General features: G+C 38.2%; 22 protein-coding genes. 17 read left to right on the forward strand and 5 right to left on the reverse strand.

Annotation, left to right across the window (positions count from 1 at the left end; translation table 11 throughout):
* Nucleotides 1–49: 49 nt before the first annotated feature.
* On the reverse strand, nucleotides 50–1,513 hold the full coding sequence (locus GN157_RS08345) for a glycoside hydrolase family 130 protein (RefSeq protein WP_157482863.1): 1,464 nt from the start codon (nucleotides 1,511–1,513) through the stop codon (nucleotides 50–52).
* A gap of 198 nt (nucleotides 1,514–1,711) precedes the next feature.
* Between GN157_RS08345 and GN157_RS08350 the strand changes: the two genes are divergently transcribed.
* The 4 genes from GN157_RS08350 (at nucleotide 1,712) to GN157_RS08365 (ending at nucleotide 5,750) form a co-directional block, all read left to right on the forward strand.
* On the forward strand, nucleotides 1,712–2,866 hold the full coding sequence (locus tag GN157_RS08350) for a 5-(carboxyamino)imidazole ribonucleotide synthase (protein WP_157482865.1): 1,155 nt from the start codon (nucleotides 1,712–1,714) through the stop codon (nucleotides 2,864–2,866).
* A 19-nt stretch (nucleotides 2,867–2,885) separates the two neighbouring features.
* Nucleotides 2,886–3,368, forward strand: a complete 483-nt coding sequence (purE, locus tag GN157_RS08355) for a 5-(carboxyamino)imidazole ribonucleotide mutase (protein ID WP_157482867.1) — start codon at nucleotides 2,886–2,888, stop codon at nucleotides 3,366–3,368.
* A gap of 7 nt (nucleotides 3,369–3,375) precedes the next feature.
* A complete protein-coding gene (locus tag GN157_RS08360; RefSeq protein WP_157482869.1) occupies nucleotides 3,376–3,600 on the forward strand; it encodes a hypothetical protein in 225 nt (74 codons plus the stop codon).
* A 119-nt stretch (nucleotides 3,601–3,719) separates the two neighbouring features.
* Nucleotides 3,720–5,750 carry a M3 family metallopeptidase gene (locus tag GN157_RS08365; RefSeq protein WP_157482870.1) on the forward strand — a complete coding sequence of 677 codons (2,031 nt, stop codon included), beginning with the start codon at nucleotides 3,720–3,722 and terminating at the stop codon, nucleotides 5,748–5,750.
* Between the two features lie 46 nt (nucleotides 5,751–5,796).
* On the opposite strand, the gene GN157_RS08370 is transcribed toward GN157_RS08365, so the two are convergent.
* The gene (locus tag GN157_RS08370; RefSeq protein ID WP_157482872.1) at nucleotides 5,797–6,423 is read right to left on the reverse strand and encodes a hypothetical protein; all 627 of its coding nucleotides are present in this window, start codon (nucleotides 6,421–6,423) and stop codon (nucleotides 5,797–5,799) included.
* An 89-nt stretch (nucleotides 6,424–6,512) separates the two neighbouring features.
* Between GN157_RS08370 and GN157_RS08375 the strand changes: the two genes are divergently transcribed.
* From GN157_RS08375 to GN157_RS08400, 6 genes are all read left to right on the forward strand, one after another.
* On the forward strand, nucleotides 6,513–7,016 hold the full coding sequence (locus GN157_RS08375) for a GbsR/MarR family transcriptional regulator (protein WP_035129682.1): 504 nt from the start codon (nucleotides 6,513–6,515) through the stop codon (nucleotides 7,014–7,016).
* 61 nt (nucleotides 7,017–7,077) lie between these two features.
* Nucleotides 7,078–7,413 (forward strand): hypothetical protein, encoded by a 336-nt coding sequence (locus GN157_RS08380; RefSeq protein WP_157482874.1) that lies wholly within the window; start codon nucleotides 7,078–7,080, stop codon nucleotides 7,411–7,413.
* On the forward strand, nucleotides 7,403–7,753 hold the full coding sequence (locus GN157_RS08385; protein ID WP_157482876.1) for a hypothetical protein: 351 nt from the start codon (nucleotides 7,403–7,405) through the stop codon (nucleotides 7,751–7,753). Before GN157_RS08380 ends, GN157_RS08385 begins: the two co-directional genes overlap by 11 nt.
* A gap of 11 nt (nucleotides 7,754–7,764) precedes the next feature.
* The gene (locus tag GN157_RS08390; protein ID WP_157482878.1) at nucleotides 7,765–8,151 is read left to right on the forward strand and encodes a hypothetical protein; all 387 of its coding nucleotides are present in this window, start codon (nucleotides 7,765–7,767) and stop codon (nucleotides 8,149–8,151) included.
* Between the two features lie 70 nt (nucleotides 8,152–8,221).
* On the forward strand, nucleotides 8,222–8,578 hold the full coding sequence (locus GN157_RS08395; RefSeq protein WP_157482880.1) for a hypothetical protein: 357 nt from the start codon (nucleotides 8,222–8,224) through the stop codon (nucleotides 8,576–8,578).
* A 29-nt stretch (nucleotides 8,579–8,607) separates the two neighbouring features.
* Nucleotides 8,608–9,510 carry a TIGR01777 family oxidoreductase gene (locus GN157_RS08400; RefSeq protein ID WP_157482882.1) on the forward strand — a complete coding sequence of 301 codons (903 nt, stop codon included), beginning with the start codon at nucleotides 8,608–8,610 and terminating at the stop codon, nucleotides 9,508–9,510.
* On the opposite strand, the gene GN157_RS08405 is transcribed toward GN157_RS08400, so the two are convergent.
* A complete protein-coding gene (locus GN157_RS08405; RefSeq protein WP_157482884.1) occupies nucleotides 9,505–10,323 on the reverse strand; it encodes a hypothetical protein in 819 nt (272 codons plus the stop codon). The two genes, GN157_RS08400 and GN157_RS08405, sit on opposite strands and share 6 nt — an antisense overlap.
* A 137-nt stretch (nucleotides 10,324–10,460) precedes the next feature.
* Between GN157_RS08405 and gcvP the strand changes: the two genes are divergently transcribed.
* From gcvP to GN157_RS08420, 3 genes are all read left to right on the forward strand, one after another.
* Nucleotides 10,461–13,310 carry an aminomethyl-transferring glycine dehydrogenase gene (gcvP, locus tag GN157_RS08410; protein WP_157482885.1) on the forward strand — a complete coding sequence of 950 codons (2,850 nt, stop codon included), beginning with the start codon at nucleotides 10,461–10,463 and terminating at the stop codon, nucleotides 13,308–13,310.
* Nucleotides 13,311–13,424: 114 nt separating this feature from the next.
* Nucleotides 13,425–13,796, forward strand: a complete 372-nt coding sequence (locus GN157_RS08415) for a group III truncated hemoglobin (RefSeq protein WP_157482887.1) — start codon at nucleotides 13,425–13,427, stop codon at nucleotides 13,794–13,796.
* 120 nt (nucleotides 13,797–13,916) lie between these two features.
* A complete protein-coding gene (locus tag GN157_RS08420) occupies nucleotides 13,917–14,975 on the forward strand; it encodes a 3-oxoacyl-ACP synthase III family protein (protein WP_157482889.1) in 1,059 nt (352 codons plus the stop codon).
* 65 nt (nucleotides 14,976–15,040) lie between these two features.
* On the opposite strand, the gene GN157_RS08425 is transcribed toward GN157_RS08420, so the two are convergent.
* Nucleotides 15,041–16,510 carry a lipopolysaccharide biosynthesis protein gene (locus GN157_RS08425; protein ID WP_157482892.1) on the reverse strand — a complete coding sequence of 490 codons (1,470 nt, stop codon included), beginning with the start codon at nucleotides 16,508–16,510 and terminating at the stop codon, nucleotides 15,041–15,043.
* A 101-nt stretch (nucleotides 16,511–16,611) separates the two neighbouring features.
* On the opposite strand from GN157_RS08425, the gene GN157_RS08430 reads away from it, so the two are divergent.
* From GN157_RS08430 to GN157_RS08445, 4 genes are all read left to right on the forward strand, one after another.
* Nucleotides 16,612–17,136 carry a methyltransferase domain-containing protein gene (locus GN157_RS08430; protein ID WP_157482894.1) on the forward strand — a complete coding sequence of 175 codons (525 nt, stop codon included), beginning with the start codon at nucleotides 16,612–16,614 and terminating at the stop codon, nucleotides 17,134–17,136.
* Nucleotides 17,137–17,231: 95 nt separating this feature from the next.
* Nucleotides 17,232–18,080 (forward strand): glycosyltransferase family 2 protein, encoded by an 849-nt coding sequence (locus GN157_RS08435; RefSeq protein WP_157482895.1) that lies wholly within the window; start codon nucleotides 17,232–17,234, stop codon nucleotides 18,078–18,080.
* Nucleotides 18,081–18,162: 82 nt separating this feature from the next.
* Entirely contained in the window at nucleotides 18,163–18,903 is a 741-nt protein-coding gene (locus GN157_RS08440; RefSeq protein WP_157482897.1) for an MlaE family ABC transporter permease, read from the forward strand.
* Nucleotides 18,903–19,706 (forward strand): ABC transporter ATP-binding protein, encoded by an 804-nt coding sequence (locus GN157_RS08445; RefSeq protein WP_157482898.1) that lies wholly within the window; start codon nucleotides 18,903–18,905, stop codon nucleotides 19,704–19,706. Before GN157_RS08440 ends, GN157_RS08445 begins: the two co-directional genes overlap by 1 nt.
* A gap of 53 nt (nucleotides 19,707–19,759) precedes the next feature.
* On the opposite strand, the gene GN157_RS08450 is transcribed toward GN157_RS08445, so the two are convergent.
* On the reverse strand, nucleotides 19,760–23,515 hold the full coding sequence (locus GN157_RS08450) for a gliding motility-associated C-terminal domain-containing protein (RefSeq protein WP_157482900.1): 3,756 nt from the start codon (nucleotides 23,513–23,515) through the stop codon (nucleotides 19,760–19,762).
* Nucleotides 23,516–23,526 lie beyond the last annotated feature (11 nt).

Below are 23,526 nucleotides of genomic sequence, written 5' to 3' on the forward strand. Positions count from 1 at the left end.
TATGCAAATATACGACAGCATATTATGCGATTAACAACTACCCAATTATTTAACCTCCGCTTTTTAACCTGTCCAGTAAGGTTTTAAGATTTACCGATGCAAACCCCGAACTATGATCCGAATGTCCGTATGGGATAATAAGTTCGCCATTATGTATTATCGATCCGCAGGAATACACCACGTTTGGCACATAGCCTTCACGCTCATCGGGGTTAGGCATAATAAGGGGATCTTTTAACCTGCCTATCTCTTTTGACGGATCATCTATATCCAGTAATGAAGCTCCAATAGTATAACGACGCATAGGACCTACTGCATGGGTAATAACGAGCCATCCGCATTCGGTTTCAATAGGTGAACCGCAATTCCCCATCTGTACAAATTCCCACGAATACTCCGGCCCCTGTATCTTAACAGGGTCTTCCCATTCATTTATATTATCGGAATACATTAGGTAATTATTCCAACCGTCAATACGCGACAGCATAACATACTTCCCGTTTATCTTCCTGGGGAACAGTGCCAGGTTTTTATTACGCGCCCCGCTACCATGCAACGGACTGGTCCTGAATTCATAAAAATCGGTTGTTTTTAAAAGTTTAGGCATAATATGCACACCGTCATAAGCCGTATAGGTAGCGTAGTAAATGGTACGTCCGTTATCATCAGTAAACTTTACAAAACGGGCATCCTCAATCCCTTTACTTTCAAAATCAGAAATAGGAAAAATAACCCTGTCACTAATATCAGTATCCTTAGAGAAGGTTATACGCCTGTAACTGTCACTAAGCGCCAGTATCATTTTATACTGGGCAATCTCTTTTGGGTCGCTGGTTTTATCCCGGGCTTCATACACCAGTCCCTTTAACTGATTGTAATCAAAACGATCTTCCAGCTTATCGGCAACTACCTGTATAAAAAACTCACTAATATCAGCCTCTATCGCCTTTCTTAAAAACTGTCTTTTATGGTACACAAGGTTATGTATCTTTTCGGCCTCATCAATATATTTCCCTGCTCGTATCACGGTGATGGAACCATCAGTATCTATAATCGCCCTCCTGAAAACCACCGATGAAACATGCCCCTCACCCACAGCCCTAAAACTGATAATAACACGAAGCTGACCTTCTTCAAGATTAGTCTGATCGGGGTCGGGTACGATAGACGGATTAAAAAATGCCGCCGACTCAATAGAATACTCATGTGTAAAATAAGAACCTATAAGCAGTTTACAGTCTTCATCAAGCTCGTTGAAATTAGCCCCTGCCAGTTCTATATAGTGCCTAACGCGTTCGCAGTGACGCATCAGTTTTTGGGTAATACTCCTGTGCCTTTTGGAAAAATCCTGAAGTAAAGGTGAAATAATAGCAAATACCTCATCCTTCTCTAAAGCCAGTATTCTTTTAATAAGTGCTACAGCCCTCTCTTCGCCGTTAAAAAAAAAGCGTGCTATTACGCGTCTTGTATCCGGAAGTACTTTTTCAGGTTTTCTGTCAATTTTCAGTCTCATAAATCAAATTTTTTCTGGGAAAGCAAATTCTAAATTACGAATATTATTTTGATGATACTGAGGACTATTTGCTAAAATTAACCAAAAAAACACCCGAAAACCCTTATCATAAAAGCCTCCTTATATAAAAGTGTTTTTTGGTTACTAATAATTTTAACGCTTTAAGTATCTTTGCACAGCAAAAAAGAAACACGATAAATGAATTATTTTTCTTCTGATTTTAAATTAGGGATTTTAGGCGGAGGCCAGCTGGGTAAAATGATGCTTAACGACACAAGGAAGTTTGACATACAAACGTATGTACTTGACCCAAGTGACGAGGCTCCGTGCAAAATAGGAAGCAACAAATTCTTTAAGGGCGACCTTATGGATTTTGAAACCGTATACAACTTTGGAAAACAGGTAGACGTGCTTACTTTTGAGATTGAGCATGTAAACGTAGCCGCGCTGGAAAAACTGGAAAGCGAAGGCATTAAGGTTTACCCTTCTCCAAAAACTCTAAAACAGATACAGAATAAAGGCACACAAAAAGACTTTTATACCGCTAACAGGATACCCACTGCAGATTATAAAAGATTTGAAAGCCTTACCGACCTTAAAACAGCGGTAGAAAATAACGAAATAACACTTCCGTTTGTATGGAAAAGTACCGAAGGGGGTTATGACGGAAACGGCGTAAAAGTAATCCGTACCTTGGAAAGCTTTGAAGGCGTTGCCAATGTACAATGTATTGCCGAGACTATGATTCCGTTTAAAAATGAACTGGCAGTTATAGTTTCCCGCAACCCTGACGGACAGATAAAAACATACCCTGTGGTTGAAATGGAGTTCCACCCGGAAGCCAATCAGGTAGAGTATGTTATTTGCCCTGCACGTATTGATAATGCTGTAGCAGAAAAAGCAAGAGCAGTTGCCTTAAAGGTATCTGAATCGTTTAACCATGTTGGGCTTCTTGCCGTGGAAATGTTCCAAACGGAAGACGACCAGATCCTTGTAAACGAGGTAGCACCAAGACCACACAACAGCGGACACTACTCTATCGAGGCAAGCTACACATCTCAGTTTGAGCAACATCTGCGCGCTATATTAAACCTGCCTTTAGGCAACACCGACAGTAAAGTTGCCGGAATTATGGTTAACCTGGTAGGAGCCGAAGGACATTCAGGTAACGTTTTATACCAAAACATTGAGACCATTTTAGATAAAGATGGTGTTACACCACACATTTACGGTAAAAAGCAAACAAGACCTTTCAGGAAAATGGGACACGTTACCATTGTAAATGAAGACATCGCCGTTGCCAGAAAAATTGCCGAAGAAGTTAAAAACACAATTAAAGTAATAAGCCAGTAAGGCCTAAACAATATAATACATGAAAGTAGCAGTAGTAATGGGCAGCATATCGGACATGCCGGTAATGCAGGACGCCATAGATATTTTAAAGGAGTTTGGTATAGAGACACACGTAGATATTGTTTCGGCACACCGTACCCCTGAAAAACTGGTAGATTTCAGTTCTAACGCACACAACAACGGGATATCTGTAATTATTGCAGGTGCCGGTGGTGCAGCACACTTACCGGGAATGGTAGCCTCTATGTCTCCGCTTCCTGTAATTGGTGTACCTGTAAAATCAAGTAACTCTATTGACGGTTGGGACAGTGTACTTTCTATACTGCAAATGCCGGGAGGAGTTCCGGTTGCGACAGTAGCCCTTAACGGTGCTAAAAACGCAGGTATACTTGCAGCACAAATTGTAGGCAGCCACGACAAAGCTGTTTTAGATAAGATTATCGCTTACAAATTAAAACTGAAGGAAGCTGTACTTAAAGCTGCCGAAGGTTTACAAAAATAACAAAACTATGAAGGCAAGAATCTTAATATTTATAGCGACAACAGCAATATTTATTAGCTGTAAAAGCTCTCAGCAAAAAACTGAGACTAATGATAGCGTTAGCTACGAATCTATATTGAATGAAAAGGAAGAAACAAACGAACCTGTTGAACCTAAATATGAAAGTCCAAAAAACAAATCACTTGATTCGATAAAAGCAAAAATGTCTACGAATTTGCCTAAAAAAGAATAAAAAAGCTGCCAATTGGGCAGCTTTTTTTATGGCTTTTACGCATCGGGTAAAAAGCATACCTTTGGTATAGTTGTTGACCGTTTCAACACAGTTATGATTAAAAAATCTTAAACAAAACTATGAATTCACTTACCCAAAAATTTAATACAAAACACGATACAGCTCCCTTTAACTCCATAAAAACAGAAGATTTCCTTCCTGCTTTTACCGAAGGGATTGCAGCTGCAAAAAAAGAGATTGACGAAATTATCTCTAACCCTCAAGAGGCTACTTTTGAAAATACTATCGAAGCCCTTTCCTATAGCGGAGACATGCTAGACAGAACATCGGGCATCTTTTTCAACCTGCATTCGGCAGAAACCAATGACGATATTCAGAAAATCGCCATGGAAGTTTCGCCTATGCTTTCGGAATTTAGTAATGACATCCGTTTAAATAAGGATTTATTTGAAAGGGTTAAGGCAGTATATGATAAAAGAGATAGCCTTACACTAACACCGGAGCAAAGCACACTACTGGAAAAAAAATACAAAAGCTTTGCCCGCAACGGTGCCAACCTGCCGGAAGATAAAAAATCAAGACTTCGTGAAATTGATAAAGAGCTTTCTCAGCTAAGCCTTAAGTTCGGCGAGAATGTATTGGCGGAAACCAATGCTTTCCAACTGCATATTACAAATGAGAATGACCTTTCGGGACTTCCGGAAGGAGCTATAGAGGCGGCACATGAAGTAGCCAAAAGCCTTGAAAAAGACGGATGGGTTTTCACACTGGACTTCCCAAGCTACATGCCGTTTATGACTTATGCCGACAACAGGGAATTGCGTAAAAAAATGGCACTGGCATTTGGGGCAAAAGGATTTCAGAATAATGAGTTCGACAATCAGGAAACGGTATTACAAATAGTTAAGCTTCGCCACGAGCGCGCTAATCTTTTAGGTTATAAATCGCACGCCGACTTCGTACTGGAAGAACGCATGGCAGAAAGCCCTGAAAAAGTACGCACTTTCCTAAATGATTTATTAGTAAAAGCCAAACCGGCTGCACAAAAAGAATTTGCAGAACTTACAGCTTTCGCTAAAGAACTGGACGAACTGGATCATCTTGAAAAATGGGACGGTGCTTACTATGCCGAAAAGTTAAAACAGAAATTATTCAATCTGGATGATGAAAAGCTGAAACCCTATTTTGAACTGGACAAAGTGCTTAACGGAGCCTTTACAATTGCAGGAAAACTATATGGCATTTCGTTTACCGAAGTTCAGGATATAGATAAGTACCATAAGGATGTAAGGACTTATGAGGTAAAAGATACAAACGGTGATCTTGTAGCTGTTTTTTACGCCGACTTTTTCCCGAGAAAAGGGAAACGTAACGGAGCATGGATGACATCATTCAAATCACAATACATTAAAAACGGGGTTAACGAAAGACCGCATGTTTCTATAGTATGTAATTTCACAAAACCTACAGGAACCAAACCATCACTACTTACATTTAATGAAGTAACCACATTATTCCATGAGTTTGGACATGCCCTTCACGGTATGCTGGCAAACACTACTTACCCTAACCTTTCGGGCACCAGCGTATACTGGGATTTTGTTGAACTGCCAAGCCAGATAATGGAAAACTGGTGTTATGAACCGGAAGCATTAGAGCTTTTTGCACACCATTATAAAACTGGGGAAGTTATCCCTATGGAATATATTGAGAAAATAAAGGATAGTGCTGCTTTCCAGGAGGGTATGGCAACAATGCGTCAGTTAAGCTTCGGGTTACTTGATATGGGCTGGCACGCACAAGACCCGGCTGCGATAGGCGATGTTAAAAGTTTTGAAATCGAACAGTTCTCCCCTACCCAGCTTTACCCTGATGTACAGGAAAATGCCATGAGTACTGCATTCTCTCATATTTTTCAGGGCGGGTACTCTTCCGGTTACTACAGCTATAAATGGGCTGAGGTACTGGATGCCGATGCTTTTGAGTTCTTTAAAGAGAAAGGCATTTTTGATAAAGAAACTGCCGATAAATTTAAGAACAACGTATTATCTAAAGGAGGAACAGAACACCCTATGCTACTTTATAAACGTTTTAGAGGGCAGGAACCTAAACCGGAAGCTTTATTAAAAAGAGCCGGGTTATTATCTTAATCTTTACAAATAAAAAAATGCTGCTAATATTATTAGCAGCGTTTTTTTATTCGACTAACCTGTGAGTTTGCTCAAAGGCCGCGATAAGCTCTTTATGTCGTGTAAAACCATACTGCTCTACCTTTTCACTATTCACACCACTGTATAAGGTAACAATATCTGCATCAAAACCGTTATCAGGAAATGCCTCATTATCCAAACATTCTATATAATACCACCTACAGTTAACAGCCGATTGCGTGTTCCAAAAATAACCTGTCAGCATTGGCTCCTTATCAACAGTTATAACAAACTGCTCTCCAAAATTCCTATCGGGATATAAATTGCAAATCCGCTTTATAACCTTTTTACTCAACACAAGCTTATTCGCTTTTAAATCAAAAGCCTTAATATCACTATCATCAATAAAAGGTTCTGACTGTAAATCGACCGAATCAGCCTCAAACTGCCCTGCAAAGACTACCTCCTCCCTTATTGTATCAAACTGGGCATCTTTAAAAATGTCCTTAGCCCTGTCATATTCAATCTCCTTATATCTGGAAGTTTCTTTATAAGGTACAGCATCAACAAAGGCTAATCTGTGCTTTAATAAATAAATTTCAATTTTAGGGTGCTTTTCTTCCTTGCACCCTACTGCCAACAGGGCAACTAACAACAACATAACACATTTCATAGCAAGCTTTTATGTAAATATAACCATTAAAAGAAAATAAACTTTCATATATTTTTGAAAGTTTAAAAATAAGTTTATACCTTTGGTACATGGAATTCACAGAAGCAAAAAATAAATTCGTACAAACCTGGGGAGCATTAGGCTCACAATGGGGCATAAACAAAACAATGGCCCAAATACACGCCCTGCTTATGGTAAGTAACGAACCGCTTTCTATGGAAGACATTATGGAAGAACTGCAAATTTCACGCGGTAATGCCAGCATGAACATTCGTGCCCTTATTGACTGGGGAATTGTATACAAAGAGTTTAAGCACGGAGAACGCAGGGAGTTCTTTACAGCTGAGAAAGACCTTGATGAGCTTGCCATCAAAATTGCCAAAGAGCGCAGTAAACGTGAAATTAAACCGGCACTTAAAGTTTTAAAAGAAGTATCTGCCGATGTAGACACCAAAACGACTGAAGGAAAGTATTTTGCCGAACAAACCGACAAGCTCTATGAGTTTGTTTTAAAAACCGACAATATAATTGAAAAAGCCACTGAATACAAAGACAACTGGCTTACCAAGCTACTAATGAAGATGATGAAATAACATCATTTTTTTTATTTGAAAGTTTCATTTTTTTCTGAAAGTTTCAAATAAACAATAAACCATGAAATATATTTACAGAATAAACATTTTTGCCGTAACACTACCGTTTGCAATAGCCACATTAGGAGTTTTTAATCAGGATTTTTTGATATTTGCCTTGCTCTCAACAATGGTTACAGGCGGACTACAGGTTCTTCTTGCTATAATTTCCTTTTATAAAAACCCAAAAGAAGTACATCTATACATATATAGTACACTTACCATACTATTCTTTTTATTATGTAAACTGTACCCTAACAACGAGGCAATACTCTTTCTCCCCCCAGCACTGGCTATATACCACTTTAACATCATTCGCACATTATATAAAAGAGAGAAAAAAAAAAATGAATTTTAATATCCTTACATACGTCATTTTCCTGCTCATAATTGTTTACATCATCGTGGTGGTGGGTAAAATTTGCTATAAAAACGGAAACATCTATGTGTTGGAATTAGTGCATGGCGATAAGGAATTATGTCTGCGTATCAACAAGATACTACTGTTAGGCTACTATCTGGTAAACATAGGCTATGCGGCAATGACATTACTAAACTGGGAAACCGTAATTACTTTTAAACGCCTTATAGAAACCATAGCGGTTAAGTCGGCCATAATAATCAGTATACTTTGCATACTACATTATCTAAACATATTCATATTAACCAAATACATTCAAAAAATTATTAACGACTAAATTTAATTATCATGGAAACTACAAAAATATTAATCGGTTACGCCATTTACCTTCCTGTTGCTATAGCACTAACATTTACAGTATCTCGAACTCTGTTTAAAAACAGCAAGATTTTTATGCTGGACATATTTAAAGGTCGCGAAGAAATAGCCAATGCCACTAACAAACTTTTTGAAACCGGATTTTACCTTTTAAACCTGGGCTTTGCATTAATGATTTTAAAAATAAGTCTTGATGACAATTCTTATCAGGACTTGGTAGAAACCCTAAGTTATAAAATAGGTGGTTTCTCTATCTATTTAGGTATTATGTTGTTTTTAAATCTGTACTTCTTTTTTAGAGGAAAAAGAAAAGCAAAAGAAAGCAGAACTGAAGAGTATGTAACCTATAGACAATAAAATATTAAACCACACCTTACCTTAATTACATTACATCTATACAAAGTTATACCTAATAGACCTTACTAATATGAAATCCATATACCGTATAAACAGCTTTTTCCTTATATGTAATTTATTACTTTTTATTGTTCCCTGTTTCGGACTACTTGCAATGATACCACTAGGTATAATACAATTAACAACGGCTATTGGCATCAGCCTCACATTCTACAGGAAAATAAACTTTGAACTAAAAAAAATGCTAAAAATATACTGGTTGCTTGTAGGGTTAGATTCACTTTATATCATGCTATACATCAACATAAAAAAATCACATTACGACTTTTATGAAATAATATTCTTCGCTTACCCTATGCTTATAGCGTGCTACTTTGTATATGTAACCTACAGGATAAACAAATTTATAAATCCAAAAGAAGAATAAACCACACCTTACCTTAATTATAAAATGTTATGAAAAAGATGATTATCGCTGCCGGGACAGGCTTTCTCGGCAGCATTCTTAGCGAGCACTTTAAAAACAAAGTTGATGAGATTATTATCCTTACCCGTGGTAAATCAAGCATCACAGGTAATATAAAATATGTACACTGGAATGCCCGAACCTTTGGCAACTGGGAAACCGAACTGGAAAACAGTGACGTGCTTATCAACCTGGCAGGTAAATCAGTAAACTGTAGGTATAACGAGCGAAACAAAAACGAGATTATGGCTTCACGACTCAACAGCACTGCAATACTTAACAAGGCAGTTTTACAATGTAAAAACCCACCTAAACACTGGCTTAACTCATCTACAGCTACTATTTACAAAGGTTCTTACCACAAACAGATGGATGAGGTAAACGGCGATAAGGGCTTTGACTTTTCAATGAAAGTGGCTCGCGCATGGGAGAAGGTGTTTTTTAAGACCGAAACTCCGCAAACACTTAAAACAGCATTGCGCACTTCTATCGTTTTGGGTAAAAACGGAGGCGCCTACCCTATGCTAAGGAAATTAGCAAAAATAGGGATGGGCGGTAAACAGGGCAATGGCAGGCAGTATGTAAGCTGGATTCATGAGCACGATTTTGCCCGTGCTGTTGAATTTATAATCAACACTAAAACGGAAGGCGTTATAAACATTGTAAGCCCTACCCCTATTCGCAATACTAACTTTATGAAAGCAATTGTAAAACAGGTTAAAGCTCCTTTTGCTATTCCTGTTAGCAAAACAATGCTTGAAATAGGAGCAAAAATTATAGGCACCGAAACAGAACTTATTTTAAAAAGCAGAAATGTAATCTCCAAACGATTACAGGAAAACGGTTTTACATTTACCTATCCTGATTTAAGTACTGCTTTACAAAATTTATAAATAACTAGCCAACACCACTAGTCCAAGCCAGAAAATTGGGATACTCTCCACCCAAAATAAGGTATAGTATTTACTACGGTTTGGAGTAGCATAAATAGTAAACAGGGCTGTCGCTACCACCAGTACTACATTTACTATAAGCTGCATATTATCTATAGTACTTTTAAAAAACTCTAAAAAATAGAAAGGCAATAGTAGTATCAGGTTAAGGAGTTTGGTCATCTTTACCCCTATTATTTGTGGTATGGTACGCAACATTGGGTCATCCTCACTTAAGTCGATTATCTCAAATATCAGGATAAGGATAAGCACCAAAAGGAATCGCTGACAGAATTTAAGGATAAGATCGGTTACAATTTCATTACCTACCTCAACAATAGGCATCAGCGTGGTAACACCCGCCCAGCAAAGTGCAACTATATATACTTTAATACCGCTGAGGTTACGCAGATTAGGACGCTTAGGAAATACAGGAACCGTATACAAAGCCGTTAACCCAAAAAAGATAATCCCGGTGATTTGGGTTTGACGTTTCAGCATCATGAAAAAAACACCCGCAGCCACAAAAGCCACAGCGCTTAATGCCGTAATGATTTTCAGGTTTGTGCTAATTGGCCTCTTAAATCTGTACCAGCTTTCATACTTCATAAAGTTGTAGCTAAACATAGTACCGCAATAGGCAAAACCCGCCATATGAAAATTGAACGGAAGGTTAAACATATGGTTCGTCATTAACACCAGTGCCAGCACCGACATTGCCACGTGCATACTACCGTGTAAATACAGGTCAAATATCCGTTTTAATACTTTCATACTTACAAAAATAATCAATCTCTCAACAGGTTTTAGTTTAGGTTAAAAAATTCTTAAAAATCACGATAAAAAAGACATTAAAATTTGGATATAATTAACTAATTTTGTGTCCTCTAAAAAACACGCAACAATATCATATGAGAACAGATGCTTTTGCTTTAAGACACATTGGCCCGAGGGAGAATGATCTGCAGCACATGTTTAAGACCATTGGTGTCGAATCCATAGACCAATTAATCTATGAAACTTTACCGGATGATATACGTTTAAAGGCTCCGCTAAACCTGGATCCTGCCATGACGGAATATGAGTATCTAAACCACATACATCAGTTAGGAGCAAAAAATAAAATATTCAGGTCATACATTGGTTTGGGTTACCACCCTGCTATTGTACCTGCAGCTGTCCAAAGGAACATTTTTGAAAATCCGGGATGGTATACTGCCTATACTCCGTACCAGGCAGAGATTGCTCAGGGACGTTTAGAGGCTTTACTGAATTTCCAAACTACCGTAATCGAACTTACAGGTATGGAAATCGCAAATGCTTCTCTTCTTGATGAAGGTACTGCAGCTGCCGAAGCTATGGCACTTTTATTTGATGTTCGTACCCGCGACCAGAAGAAAAACAACGTAAACAAATTCTTTGTTTCCGAAGAGATATTACCACAAACCCTTTCGGTACTTCAAACACGTTCTACCCCTATTGGTGTTGAGCTTGTAATTGGTAACCACGAAGAGTTTGACTTCTCTGAAGAGTTCTTTGGTGCTATCCTGCAATACCCTGGCAAATACGGTCAGGTTTACGATTATGCCGGATTTATCGCTAAGGCTAAAGAAAAAGAAATTAAGACAGCTGTTGCTGCCGATATATTAAGCTTAGTTAAATTAACTTCTCCGGGTGAGCTTGGAGCCGATGTTGTTGTAGGTACTACACAACGTTTTGGTATCCCAATGGGATATGGTGGCCCTCACGCTGCTTACTTTGCTACTAAAGAAGAGTACAAAAGAAGTATGCCGGGAAGAATTATTGGTGTTACCATAGATGCAAACGGAAACCGTGCGCTTCGTATGGCCCTACAAACAAGGGAGCAACACATTAAGCGTGAAAAAGCGACTTCAAACATTTGTACTGCACAGGTACTTCTTGCTGTTATGGCAGGTATGTATGCGGTATACCACGGTCCAAAAGGACTGGAGTACATTGCAAACAAAGTACACGCCAGCGCTGTTACAACTGCCGATGCTCTTAACAAGCTTGGTGTTTACCAAACTAACACATCATTCTTTGACACTATCGTAGTTAAAGCTGATGCTGCTAAAGTTAAGACTGCTGCCGAAAACAAAGAGATTAACTTCTACTATATAGATGGTGAAACTGTTGCTATCGCATTTAACGAAACAACTTCATTAAAAGACATTAATGATATTGTTGCTGTATTTGCTGAAGCTACCGGTAAAACTGCTGAGGCTGTTACTACCCTTGCTGAAACGGTACACATCCCGTCTACATTAATAAGAACAAGCGAGTTCTTATCTCACGAGGTATTTAACAAATACCACAGTGAAACTGCTTTAATGCGTTACATTAAAAAACTGGAACGTAAAGACCTTTCGCTAAACCACTCTATGATTTCATTAGGTTCATGTACCATGAAACTTAATGCTGCCGCAGAGATGATCCCGTTAAGTTACCCAAGATGGAATAACATCCACCCGTTTGCTCCGCTAGAGCAGGCTCAGGGTTACCAAACAATGCTTAAAAAACTGGAAGAGCAGCTTAATGTTATTACCGGTTTTGCAGGCACTACACTTCAGCCTAACTCTGGTGCTCAGGGTGAATATGCAGGGCTAATGGTTATCCGTGCTTACCACCAGTCAAGAGGTGAAGATCACAGAAACATTGCTCTTATCCCAGCATCTGCACACGGTACTAACCCGGCTACTGCTAACATGGCAGGTATGAAAGTGGTTGTTACTAAAACTTCTGAAAACGGAAACATTGATGTAGAAGACCTAAAAGCAAAAGCAGAACTTCACAAAGATAACCTTGCCTGCTTAATGGTTACTTACCCGTCTACTCACGGTGTATACGAAGCATCTATTAAAGAGATTACCCAAATTATTCACGATAACGGCGGACAGGTTTATATGGACGGCGCTAACATGAACGCACAGGTAGGTTTAACTAACCCTGCTACAATTGGTGCCGATGTTTGCCACCTTAACCTGCACAAAACATTTGCTATCCCTCACGGTGGTGGTGGTCCTGGTGTTGGTCCAATATGTGTGGCTGCTCACCTTGTACCATTCTTACCTACAAACCCTGTAATTGCTACAGGTGGTAATAATGCTATCACTGCAATTTCTGCAGCTCCATGGGGATCGGCTCTTGTATGTCTTATTTCTTACGGTTACATCACTATGCTAGGTGCAGAAGGACTTACAAGTTCTACTCACCACGCTATCCTGAATGCTAACTATATTAAAGAAAGACTTAAAGGTCATTTCCAAACACTTTATACAGGTGAAATGGGTCGTGCTGCTCACGAAATGATTATTGAGTGCCGTCCGTTCAAACAAAACGGAATTGAGGTAACTGATATCGCTAAGCGTTTAATGGACTACGGTTTCCACGCTCCAACAGTATCGTTCCCTGTTGCAGGTACTTTAATGGTTGAGCCTACAGAAAGTGAAAACCTTGAAGAGTTAGATCGTTTTTGTGATGCTATGATCGCTATCCGTAAGGAAATCGATGAGGCTTCTGCAGACGATAAGAACAACGTACTTAAAAACTCTCCGCACACATTAGCAATGCTTACTTCTGATTCATGGGATTTCCCATACACAAGAGAGAAAGCTGCTTACCCGCTTGAATATTTAGCAGAAAACAAATTCTGGCCAAGTGTAAGAAGGGTTGATGATGCTTATGGCGACCGTAACCTGGTTTGTTCATGCGCTCCAATCGAAGCTTACATGGAAGAATAAGAAATATATTTCCCTGAAAAGGCTGCCTAATGGCAGCCTTTTTTATTTATACTGACCTACATCATAAAAACACAATACTATAGTAGCTAACTTTGCCTTAAATACCAATGTATAATGAAAGATATTGAAACACGAGAGGATATAGCACTATTGATGAGGGAGTTTTACAACCGCCTTTTAACCGACCCTGCCATAAGCTATATATTTACCGATGTTGCTAAAATAGATCTTGAAGCTCACCTGCCTCACCTAACCGATTTTTGGGAATTAAGCGTTCTTCATACAGGTACTTATAAAAAAAATGTAATGCAATTACATTTAGACCTCAACAACAAAGAAAGGCTAACCAATACACATTTTGACGTTTGGCTAGGACATTTTAACCAATCGGTAGATGATTTGTTTTCAGGAAGTAATGCTGAGAAAATAAAAACAAGAGCACTAAGCATTGCTACAATAATGAAAATAAAAATTCACACTACTTAAATTATAAAATTATCATTTAAATAGCTTTATTTTTTCATATTCTTAATTTATATGCTTGCATAGTACTTTAAAGGATAATCTAACGTTTTTATAGTTAACTTAGCTTTAAACAAACAAGCAATGAATATCAAAATAACAGGATCAGGGAGTTATATCCCTACCAGGATTGTAACAAACTTAGAGTTTGCTCAACACGAGTTTTTAGGTGAGGGCGGAAAACCACTTCCCTATTCTAACGAAGAGGTAGCAGAAAAATTCAAACAGATAACCGGTATTGAAGAACGTCGTTATGTTGATGAAGAACTACTTACTTCAGACATTGCCTATTTTGCTGCACAAAGAGCCATAGACGATGCTAAAATAGACCCGGAAACTATTGACTACATCATTTTTGCACATAACTTTGGTAATGTAAAAAACGGAGCCATTCAAACAGATATACTGCCAAGTTTAGCTTCCCGCGTTAAACACAGCCTGAAAATCAAAAACCCTAAATGTGTGGCTTACGATATCTTATTCGGGTGTCCGGGCTGGGTAGAAGGTGTTATACAGGCGCAGGCCTATATCAAAGCAGGCATGGCAAAACGTTGTCTTGTTATTGGTGCCGAAACCTTATCACGTGTGGTAGACCCGCATGACCGTGACAGCATGATTTATTCAGATGGCGCAGGGGCAAGTATTATTGAAGCTACCGATGACGAAGGCGGCATACTGGCACATGAAACAGCTTCTTTCACTCATGATGAGGCGTATTTCCTTTTCTTCGGAAATTCTTACAATGTTACACACGACCCGGATGTACGTTACATTAAAATGTACGGACGTAAAATATATGAGTTTGCACTTACTAACGTTCCGCTTGCTATGAAAGACTGTCTTGACAAAAGCGGTGTAGCTATTGAAGACGTTAAGAAAGTACTGATACATCAGGCTAACGAAAAAATGGATGAAGCTATTATTCACCGTTTCTTTAAACTGTATAAAAAAACTCCACCGGAAGGTGTAATGCCTATGAGCATTCATAAACTGGGTAATAGTAGTGTTGCTACAGTCCCTACCCTATATGATCTTTTAATTAAAGGTCAGCTTGAAAATCAGGAAATCCAAAAAGGTGATATTGTAATGTTTGCATCGGTAGGTGCAGGTATGAACGTAAATGCCTTTGTGTACAAAGTATAATTTTTTACTACAACATAAAAAAAGGACAGCTTATCGGCTGTCCTTTTTTATTTATTATTTATCTGTTATTTCTTTTTAGTAAATAAAAGTGCTTTATCCATCCATACATTTACCTGATATACCAGTCTCAGTTTATACACTGCAATAATGTTTATGAGTAACGATAATCCGGTTTTGTAAACAAGGTTAATGAGGTTATTACCAACATCCGGCAAAATATAAATTATTGCAAGCGAAAGCCCGAATATCAGTCCCATCTTTACAAATGCTTTATCAAAAGGAAGTAAGCCAAACTTCTTGTAAATAAATATCATTTTCAAAGCATTGAATAAAGTTACCGAAAGGAACGAAGCCCAGGCTATACCCTCTATACCCCAGTCAGTATAATATACCACAAAAAGGTTTAACGGAACATTTAACCCCACAAGACACAATATGGCAATCATATTAAACCTGTAGTATTTGGAGTAGGTAATGATTTCGGTATTGAATCCGGTTGCCATATTAATAAGCACGCTAAAGCCCGAAATACATATTACAGGAATCATTTGGCTCAGCTTATCATAAGACGGCAATAACCTAAACAGGTCGTCTATTCCTAAAAAAATACAACTATACAGTAATGCACCTATAAAAAACAACAGCCTTGCAGTTTCCTTATATTTCACATGAAGGTCTTTAAAATTCTCTGATTTAAGATAATCGGAAATAATCGGGGCATACAATGCAAATAATCCTACAGCCGGCACCTGCATAGCAGAAGCTATAGTTACCGCATTACCAAATATACCATTGGCTTCATCGGATATAAAATTGAACACTACGATACCGTCTATCCTAAAAGCCAGTACCGAACCGAAACTTCCTGCAAAAGAAAACAGACTGTACCTAAAATAATCCTTCCTTGATATTTCTCCAAACAGTGTTTTAAACCTGTAATTATACCCCGGCTGAAAATACCTGAAAAGGTAAAACCCTGTAAACAGGAAAATAAACACATAGGTAAGCACATAAAAAAACAACGACTCATTTACTCCAAGCACATTGTTAAGTAACAGGATAAAAAGTAAAGGCAATGCCACCTTCGGCATTATTTTTTCAAACAGTGTAGGTACGGCAAGTCGCTGCATTTGTTGTGCCTGCTTTCTAAACAAATCAATAAAGGCTAACGAAATAGCTATAGGGAAAGAAAAATAAACCAATATTATATCCTTATACCCTGTTAGCTTATCAAACAGAAAAATAAGCACCAGCACAACAAGTGATGCCACACTTATGGAAACAAGACTATAATTAAATAGTTGCTTCCTTTTTTGGTTGTCAAGCGCTGGGTAAAACTTAATGAGTGCGTGCGATGCACCAAGCACCATAACCGGGTATAAAAGCTGGGTAAGGTAATCTATAAATTTAATAATCCCCGAAAAACCATAATCCAAAGGATAGATAAACAATGCCGAAACAATGCCTATTGCAGTTCCCAGGTAATTAATTACAGTGTAAAAAAATGCCTGTTTATGTATAACCTTATTCCCCAATAGTTAAGTGTAAAAGTATGTAAGTAACAACAAATATACTTTTCATTTATGAGACTACAGATATACTTTTTTTATATTTTTGAAACTCAATTCGATAAAAAATGTACGAAAAGACTTTTCCGCACAAGCGCTATAACCTTACACTGGCTTTTTTAAAAAAGCACATCCCAACAACAAATACCCTGCTTGACCTTGGGATTGAAAATCCTTTTTCAAAAATTATGAAAGAGGCCGGTTATACTGTAACCAATACCGGCGGAGAAGATATAGACAATAACCAGAGTGCCATTACAGAAACAGACTATGATGTATTTGCTGCTTTTGAAATTTTTGAACACTTACTAAATCCCTACACTATTTTACAAAAAGTAAAAAGTGATAAGATTATCATATCGGTTCCGTTACGACTATGGTTTAGCCCTGCATACAGAAGCAAAACCGATATGTGGGACAGGCACTACCATGAGTTTGAAGACTGGCAACTGGACTGGCTTCTTGAAAAAACAGGATGGGTAATTAAGGACCGTAAAAAATGGACCAACCCTCCCAAAAAACTGGGCATACGTCCGTTATTAAGACACTTTGTTCCGCGTTACTACATTGTATATGCCGAAAGGGCTAAATAATCTTTACAAAGTTTCTGCCTTATAATTACAGTTAGGGCTGCTAATAATTTATAAACTGAAAGTTTTTAAAGATATTTGCACCAACTTCTGTAACCATGAGATATTACACTATTATTCCGGCTTATAACGAGGAAGCTTTCATGGCTGCAACACTGCAGTCACTGGCAGCACAAACCGTATTGCCGGCAAAAGCAGTAGTGGTAAATGATAACTCTACCGACAGGACTGCCGAAATAGCACAGGAGTTTACTGATAAGTACTCGTGGTTATCACTGGTAAACAAAGCTTCTGATGCTATTCATCTACCGGGAAGCAAGGTTATACAGGCTTTTAATACCGGTTATGAAACTATTGATGAAGAATATGATATTATCGTAAAACTGGATGCCGACCTGATTTTACCTCCTGATTATTTTGAGTCAATATTAGAAGTTTTTAAAAACAACCCTAAAGCAGGTATGGCAGGCGGATTTGCCTATATAGAGAAAAATGGTGAATGGATACTGGAAAGCCTTACTGATAAAGATCACATTCGTGGCGCTTTTAAAGCCTACCGTAAAGAACTGTTCCTGCAAATGAACAGGTTAAGAACCGCTATGGGCTGGGACACTGCCGATGAACTCCTTGCCAAATTTTACGGCTGGGAAGTTATTACCCTGGAACGCTTAAAAGTAAAACACCTTAAACCTACCGGAGCTAATTATGATAAAACGGCACGCTACAAACAGGGAGCCGCTTTTTATACTCTGGGTTATGGATTTGTTATCACAGCAATAGCCTCTCTAAAACTGGCTATGAAAAAAGGCAAGCCCGGTTTATTTATCGATTATATAAACGGATACTTTAAAGCCAAAAAGGAAAACAAGCCCATGCTTGTAACTAAAGAACAGGCAAAATTTATAAGGCAGTATCGCTGGAAAAAAATAAAACAGAAGCTATTTTAACTAATTGCACATATTAAAAAACTATTAAGTAATACTAAAAACTGGCTACAATTCGGTACTTTAGCCTTTATTTTTAAACTAAATGATTAAAGCATTAAACCAGATAGGCAAATACTTCCTTATGATTAAGGAGGTTTTTAATAAACCTACAAAATGGTCGGTAATGAAGTCACTAATTCTCAAAGAGATAGATGACCTTATTATAGGATCAATGGGTATCGTAGCATTCATATCGTTCTTTATAGGCGGGGTTGTTGCCATACAAACTGCCCTTAACCTTACTAACCCGTTAATCCCTAAATCACTTATTGCTTTTGCTACAAGGCAATCGGTAATATTAGAGTTTGCCCCTACCTTTATTTCTATTATTATGGCAGGTCGTGCAGGTTCGTATATCACATCGAGCATTGGTACTATGAGGGTAACCGAACAAATTGATGCTCTTGAGGTAATGGGTGTAAACGCTGTTAACTACCTTATATTCCCTAAAATTGTAGCCTTCACACTATATCCTTTTGTGATTGCAATATCAATGTTTTTAGGTATAATGGGCGGATGGCTTGCAGGTGTATATGGTGGTTTTGTAGGAAGCGACCAGTTTCTTGTAGGTATACAAACTGATTTTATACCCTTCCATGTTTTTTATGCGTTCCTTAAAACATTTGTTTTCGGGATGCTGTTAGCAACAATACCTTCCTTCCATGGCTTTTACATGAAAGGTGGTGCACTTGAAGTAGGTAAAGCAAGTACCACATCATTTGTATGGACCAGTGTGGTTATAATTACTGTAAACTATATTATAACACAATTACTTTTAAGCTAATGATAGAGATTAAAGACATAGAGAAGTCATTTGGAGATACCAAGGTGCTTAAAGGTATTTCGACAACATTTGAAACCGGAAAAACCAACCTTATCATAGGGCGAAGCGGATCGGGTAAAACCGTAATGCTAAAAACCCTGTTAGGTATACATACACCCGATACAGGATCTATCTCTTTTGACGGAAGAATATATTCTGAACTTACACGAGATGAAAAAAGAAGCCTTAGAACCGAAATAGGAATGGTATTTCAGGGAAGTGCCCTTTTTGACTCCATGAATGTGGAAGACAATGTGGCTTTCCCGCTAAAAATGTTTACCAATAAAAGAGGGAGGGAAATTAAAGACAGGGTAAACGAGGTACTTGAAAGAGTAAACCTTGTTGATGCCAATTATAAGTTTCCTAATGAAATATCAGGAGGTATGCAAAAAAGGGTAGCTATTGCAAGAGCTATTGTAAACAACCCTAAATACCTGTTTTGTGATGAACCAAACTCAGGACTTGATCCGGAAACTTCAATACTTATTGACGAACTTATACAGGAAATTACACGAGAGTATGATATAACTACTGTCATCAATACTCACGACATGAACTCGGTACTGCAAATTGGCGAGAAAATTGTTTTCCTTAAAAACGGTATTAAGGAGTGGGAAGGTACTAACGAGCAAATCCTTGAAACAAGAAATAAATCGATAGTAGAGTTTGTTTACTCGTCTGAACTGTTTAAAAAAGTACGCGAAAGCCTGCTTGGTGAAGATGAAGAGGAGAGAAAACAAGACCTCAACATTAAAGATGAATAAATAAAAAAAGCTTAGCAATTGCTAAGCTTTTTTTATGCTATATTAATAACTGATTAATTTTCCTGCCTGTTAAGGTAAACCCACCCGGTTACCTGTTTCCCTGCAGATAAGGTAGCCACATAGTAATAAGTACCTGTAGGCAAATCTCCTTTATCAGACTGACCATGCCATTCGTTTAGGTAGCCTTCTTTCTCATATACTTTAAGTCCGTATCGGTTAAATATAAGCAGCTCCTGCACTTCAAGGTTAGAAAGGTCAAAAGTGTCATTCATACCATCATTCCCCGGAGAAATTCCTTTAGGAATTCTGCAATAAGTATTCTCTATATCTACAGAAGCAATAGCCGTACAACCATCAGTATTGGTAACTTCAACAGTATATGTTCCTGCCGCCATTTCAGATATTACTACTTCCGGTCCGCTGGCATTAAATCCTTCCGGTCCTGCCCAACTATAAGTAGCCCCCTCAAGTTCTCCCTGATTAACTACTGTTATTACATATTCAAAATCATTACAGCCGTTATCCAATACTACATCAAAAGCATTGGTATTTCTGTTAACCTGAATCACCTCTTCACTAACACAGCCGTCATTATTAACTTCAACATGGTATTGACCTACTTCAAATATTTCAATAGTCGCAGCATCTACCCCATCAAGTAAATCAGACTCATAATACCATTGATAAGTCACCGCATTTTCATCAAAATTAGACGGTGCTACATTAAGTAGACCAGACTGTCCTTCACAAAGTGAAGTATCACCATTTATAGTAAAATCAGGAGATTCTTTTATCCCAACATCAACCGAAGCAAAAGATGAAGTACATCCGTCCACAAGTACTCTTACCTGATAAGTACCATTAGCTGTCATTCCGGCTCCTGTAAGCATAGGGTTTTGATCTGTAGAACTAAAATTATCAGGCCCTATCCACTCATAAGTTGCATTAGGAACTGTAGTCGCCGATAGCTGAACATTCTCACCTTCACACACAGCGGCTACAGGATCGGCTTCGGGAGCATCAGGAATATTCCTTAACTCTACTATAATGATAGCCTCATCCATATTATCACACATATCGGTTACACGATACCTAAACTGATATGTACCGGCTGCAAGTCCTGCTGTTGTTAGTGTATCACCCGAAAGCGCACCACTACCGCTAACATCAGTCCATGTACCACCTTCATCATGCGGGTTACTTAAAAAGTCGCTTAGATTTACAGGCTGCTCATCATTACAGTATGTTACAGTATCATCATCTCCGGCATTAGCTGCCGATGCCGGTTCAACAACATATTCCAACACCTGCTCACACTCTATCCCTCCGGTAGAAGTCATTTTCACATAATAAGTTCCGGCATCGGTATCAGAATTAAACGGAGTAAAATCTAATAAATTAGCTGTACTTAAAATAGTATTTGGAGCTCCCTCTTTCCACCATTCATAAGTAAAGAATGAAAACTGCGATACAGCCAGTTGCCCTTCGGCACCGTCACAAAGTCCTGTACCAATAATTTCCACCTGTTCAAGATCACTTATATCCATTTGTACATTTCTAAAATTACCACAGGCATCAGTAACCCTAAAGTTATAGGTACCCGGGGTAAGGCTTGCAAATACATTATCTGTACCGTTATCAATTACTGTGGGTTGTGTAATACTATATTGAAGAGGCGCTATACCTTCGGCCTCTACAGCTACATACATACCATCATTTCCGCAAGGCAGGCTGTATATATCAACAATTTTAGGCTGTCCATCAAAATCAAATTCATGTATTGTAGAAACACATCGTGTTGTTGGTGCCATACCATTAGAGTACACAAAGAAAACTCTTATTATCCTAAAATGTCCCAAATAAGGTAAATTAAGGTTTGGATCATCGTTGTCTATTAATTTTGAATTTGTACCGTTTGGCTGACCTCCTTCTGTATACGCACTGCCTGTTAGCGGATGCCCCCACATATCAGTAGCTTCATCATATTTTTGCAACCAGTAGGAAACAGCAAAGTTACTATTTGCTGTATGAGAAAACTGCAAATCAAACGATCCACAATATGGTATAATGTCTATATTTTCAAGATTATCCTCATAACCTTCAATTAGTACAGAATCAACATGTTCTATACCACAATTATCAATAGTTGTAAAAGTATAATTACCTGCCGGAAGCGAATTCATATACACTTGTCCATCTGAAACATTAAAGGATATATCATAAGGAAGTGTTTCGGTAAAGGTAGCCGGAGCAGAAGTAATTTCTGCAGTAGCAATATTATTACCAGATATAAAGAACTTAACCGATCCATAACCTAAGGCACACCCCGGTAGTTGATCAAAAGTTAATCCTGTGTCAGCGCCCGACGGAGTAATTTCAATTTCAAGTGTATAATCGTCCCCACAGGCATCGGTAACTACAATTGTATAGGTACCTATCGGCATATGAGTCAATAACACTCCTGTATCAGATATAAATTCAGACACATCATCCGGTAATGCATTAGGATATGCATCAGGAGCAGCAATTATTTCTGCCCCCACTAAAACACGTGCATCAAAAGCTATATCAATTTGACCTAAACAGGTTGTAGGATTTACACTTGTTAAAAAACTAGGTTCACCCTCATTAGTAAGTTCAATATCCTGAACTACACTATTACCGCAGGCATCTGTAACCTGTACACTATAACTCCCCATAGGTAATGGATTGCTAAAAGAACCGTATACAGCCTCTGGGGTACTAAATGTAGGATGTGACGGATTAAAATTAGCCGGTACAAAACCTGCCGGAGCACTTAAAAAAGTTACCTGAAAAGGAGGCATATACAAAGACGGCGCAATAGTCATAATAAATTCCTCACACCCAAGGTTATTGTCAAAAAGGGCGAAATTAATAGTGTCATCAACTTCTACATCATCATGATTAAAAACATTACCACATTTATCGGTAATCTGTATATCATAAGTATATTCCTGATCATTATAGAAAGGAATTTCTGTCGTTAAAGCATTAATACCTGTTGGGTCTCCAGATGCAACGTTTTCAGTTACTATAATAGGAGCACCTCCTCCCGGAGGATAAACAGTAAACTGAAATACAAGAGGGAAAAATACCTCTGTATTACTTCCCCCATTGGTATACAGAAAACCTATATTTACAGTATCACATGAGGGAAGAACAGTATAATCAAGTCCCGGATCTTCCATATAAAAGCCCGGCTGAGCTGTAATTAACTGGTGAGTAACCACATCTGCATCACCACATGCATCGTGTACCCTTACCTGATATGTTCCAGGAGGCAGGTTATTAAACACATTTGAAGCCTGTTCAGGAAAAGTAACCGGACCCGACATTATTTCATATGTAAAAGGACCACTACCAGATACAACATTTATTAACAAAACTCCGTCATTACCACAATATATATTAGTGCCGGCAATACTATAGGAAAGCTCTTCAGTTTCATCGGCTATAGTAATATTTGTTGAGGCTGTATTTGATTCTCCTCCCAATGATTGCGTAGCAATAATGAGATAGTCACCATCTTCAAGACTATTTATTGTAGATGAGGTTGTGTTAGCTACTGCATTAGTCGTATCGGGCAATAAATATACGGCATAATCAACAGTAGCAGAAGGGTTAGTCCCTGACACGGTAAGGGATATAGACCCATTACCTAAACAGGCTTGAGGTGTTGCTGTCGCCGAAACGGTAAATGAAGGCAACTGGGCAAATGTTGCTGTACATGACAACAACAACGATAGTACAAATAACAATCGTTTTAGTTGAGTAAAATTTCCATACATAATTTATAGTC

The sequence above is a fragment of the Flavobacterium rakeshii genome (genome assembly GCF_009741375.1).
Lineage (GTDB): Bacteria > Bacteroidota > Bacteroidia > Flavobacteriales > Flavobacteriaceae > Flavobacterium > Flavobacterium rakeshii.

Bases quoted from the DNA above. Each gene is read 5' to 3' on its own strand.
- GN157_RS08450 (WP_157482900.1), bottom strand. From the start codon at position 23,515: ATGTATGGAAATTTTACTCAACTAAAACGATTGTTATTTGTACTATCG.
- GN157_RS08405 (WP_157482884.1), bottom strand. From the start codon at position 10,323: ATGAAAGTATTAAAACGGATATTTGACCTGTATTTACACGGTAGTATG.
- GN157_RS08415 (WP_157482887.1), top strand. From the start codon at position 13,425: ATGAAAGATATTGAAACACGAGAGGATATAGCACTATTGATGAGGGAG.
- GN157_RS08360 (WP_157482869.1), top strand. From the start codon at position 3,376: ATGAAGGCAAGAATCTTAATATTTATAGCGACAACAGCAATATTTATT.
- GN157_RS08370 (WP_157482872.1), bottom strand. From the start codon at position 6,423: ATGAAATGTGTTATGTTGTTGTTAGTTGCCCTGTTGGCAGTAGGGTGC.
- purE (WP_157482867.1), top strand. From the start codon at position 2,886: ATGAAAGTAGCAGTAGTAATGGGCAGCATATCGGACATGCCGGTAATG.
- GN157_RS08345 (WP_157482863.1), bottom strand. From the start codon at position 1,513: ATGAGACTGAAAATTGACAGAAAACCTGAAAAAGTACTTCCGGATACA.
- GN157_RS08400 (WP_157482882.1), top strand. From the start codon at position 8,608: ATGAAAAAGATGATTATCGCTGCCGGGACAGGCTTTCTCGGCAGCATT.
- GN157_RS08385 (WP_157482876.1), top strand. From the start codon at position 7,403: ATGAATTTTAATATCCTTACATACGTCATTTTCCTGCTCATAATTGTT.
- GN157_RS08440 (WP_157482897.1), top strand. From the start codon at position 18,163: ATGATTAAAGCATTAAACCAGATAGGCAAATACTTCCTTATGATTAAG.
- GN157_RS08390 (WP_157482878.1), top strand. From the start codon at position 7,765: ATGGAAACTACAAAAATATTAATCGGTTACGCCATTTACCTTCCTGTT.
- GN157_RS08445 (WP_157482898.1), top strand. From the start codon at position 18,903: ATGATAGAGATTAAAGACATAGAGAAGTCATTTGGAGATACCAAGGTG.
- GN157_RS08375 (WP_035129682.1), top strand. From the start codon at position 6,513: ATGGAATTCACAGAAGCAAAAAATAAATTCGTACAAACCTGGGGAGCA.
- GN157_RS08435 (WP_157482895.1), top strand. From the start codon at position 17,232: ATGAGATATTACACTATTATTCCGGCTTATAACGAGGAAGCTTTCATG.
- GN157_RS08365 (WP_157482870.1), top strand. From the start codon at position 3,720: ATGAATTCACTTACCCAAAAATTTAATACAAAACACGATACAGCTCCC.
- gcvP (WP_157482885.1), top strand. From the start codon at position 10,461: ATGAGAACAGATGCTTTTGCTTTAAGACACATTGGCCCGAGGGAGAAT.
- GN157_RS08350 (WP_157482865.1), top strand. From the start codon at position 1,712: ATGAATTATTTTTCTTCTGATTTTAAATTAGGGATTTTAGGCGGAGGC.
- GN157_RS08420 (WP_157482889.1), top strand. From the start codon at position 13,917: ATGAATATCAAAATAACAGGATCAGGGAGTTATATCCCTACCAGGATT.
- GN157_RS08380 (WP_157482874.1), top strand. From the start codon at position 7,078: ATGAAATATATTTACAGAATAAACATTTTTGCCGTAACACTACCGTTT.
- GN157_RS08430 (WP_157482894.1), top strand. From the start codon at position 16,612: ATGTACGAAAAGACTTTTCCGCACAAGCGCTATAACCTTACACTGGCT.
- GN157_RS08395 (WP_157482880.1), top strand. From the start codon at position 8,222: ATGAAATCCATATACCGTATAAACAGCTTTTTCCTTATATGTAATTTA.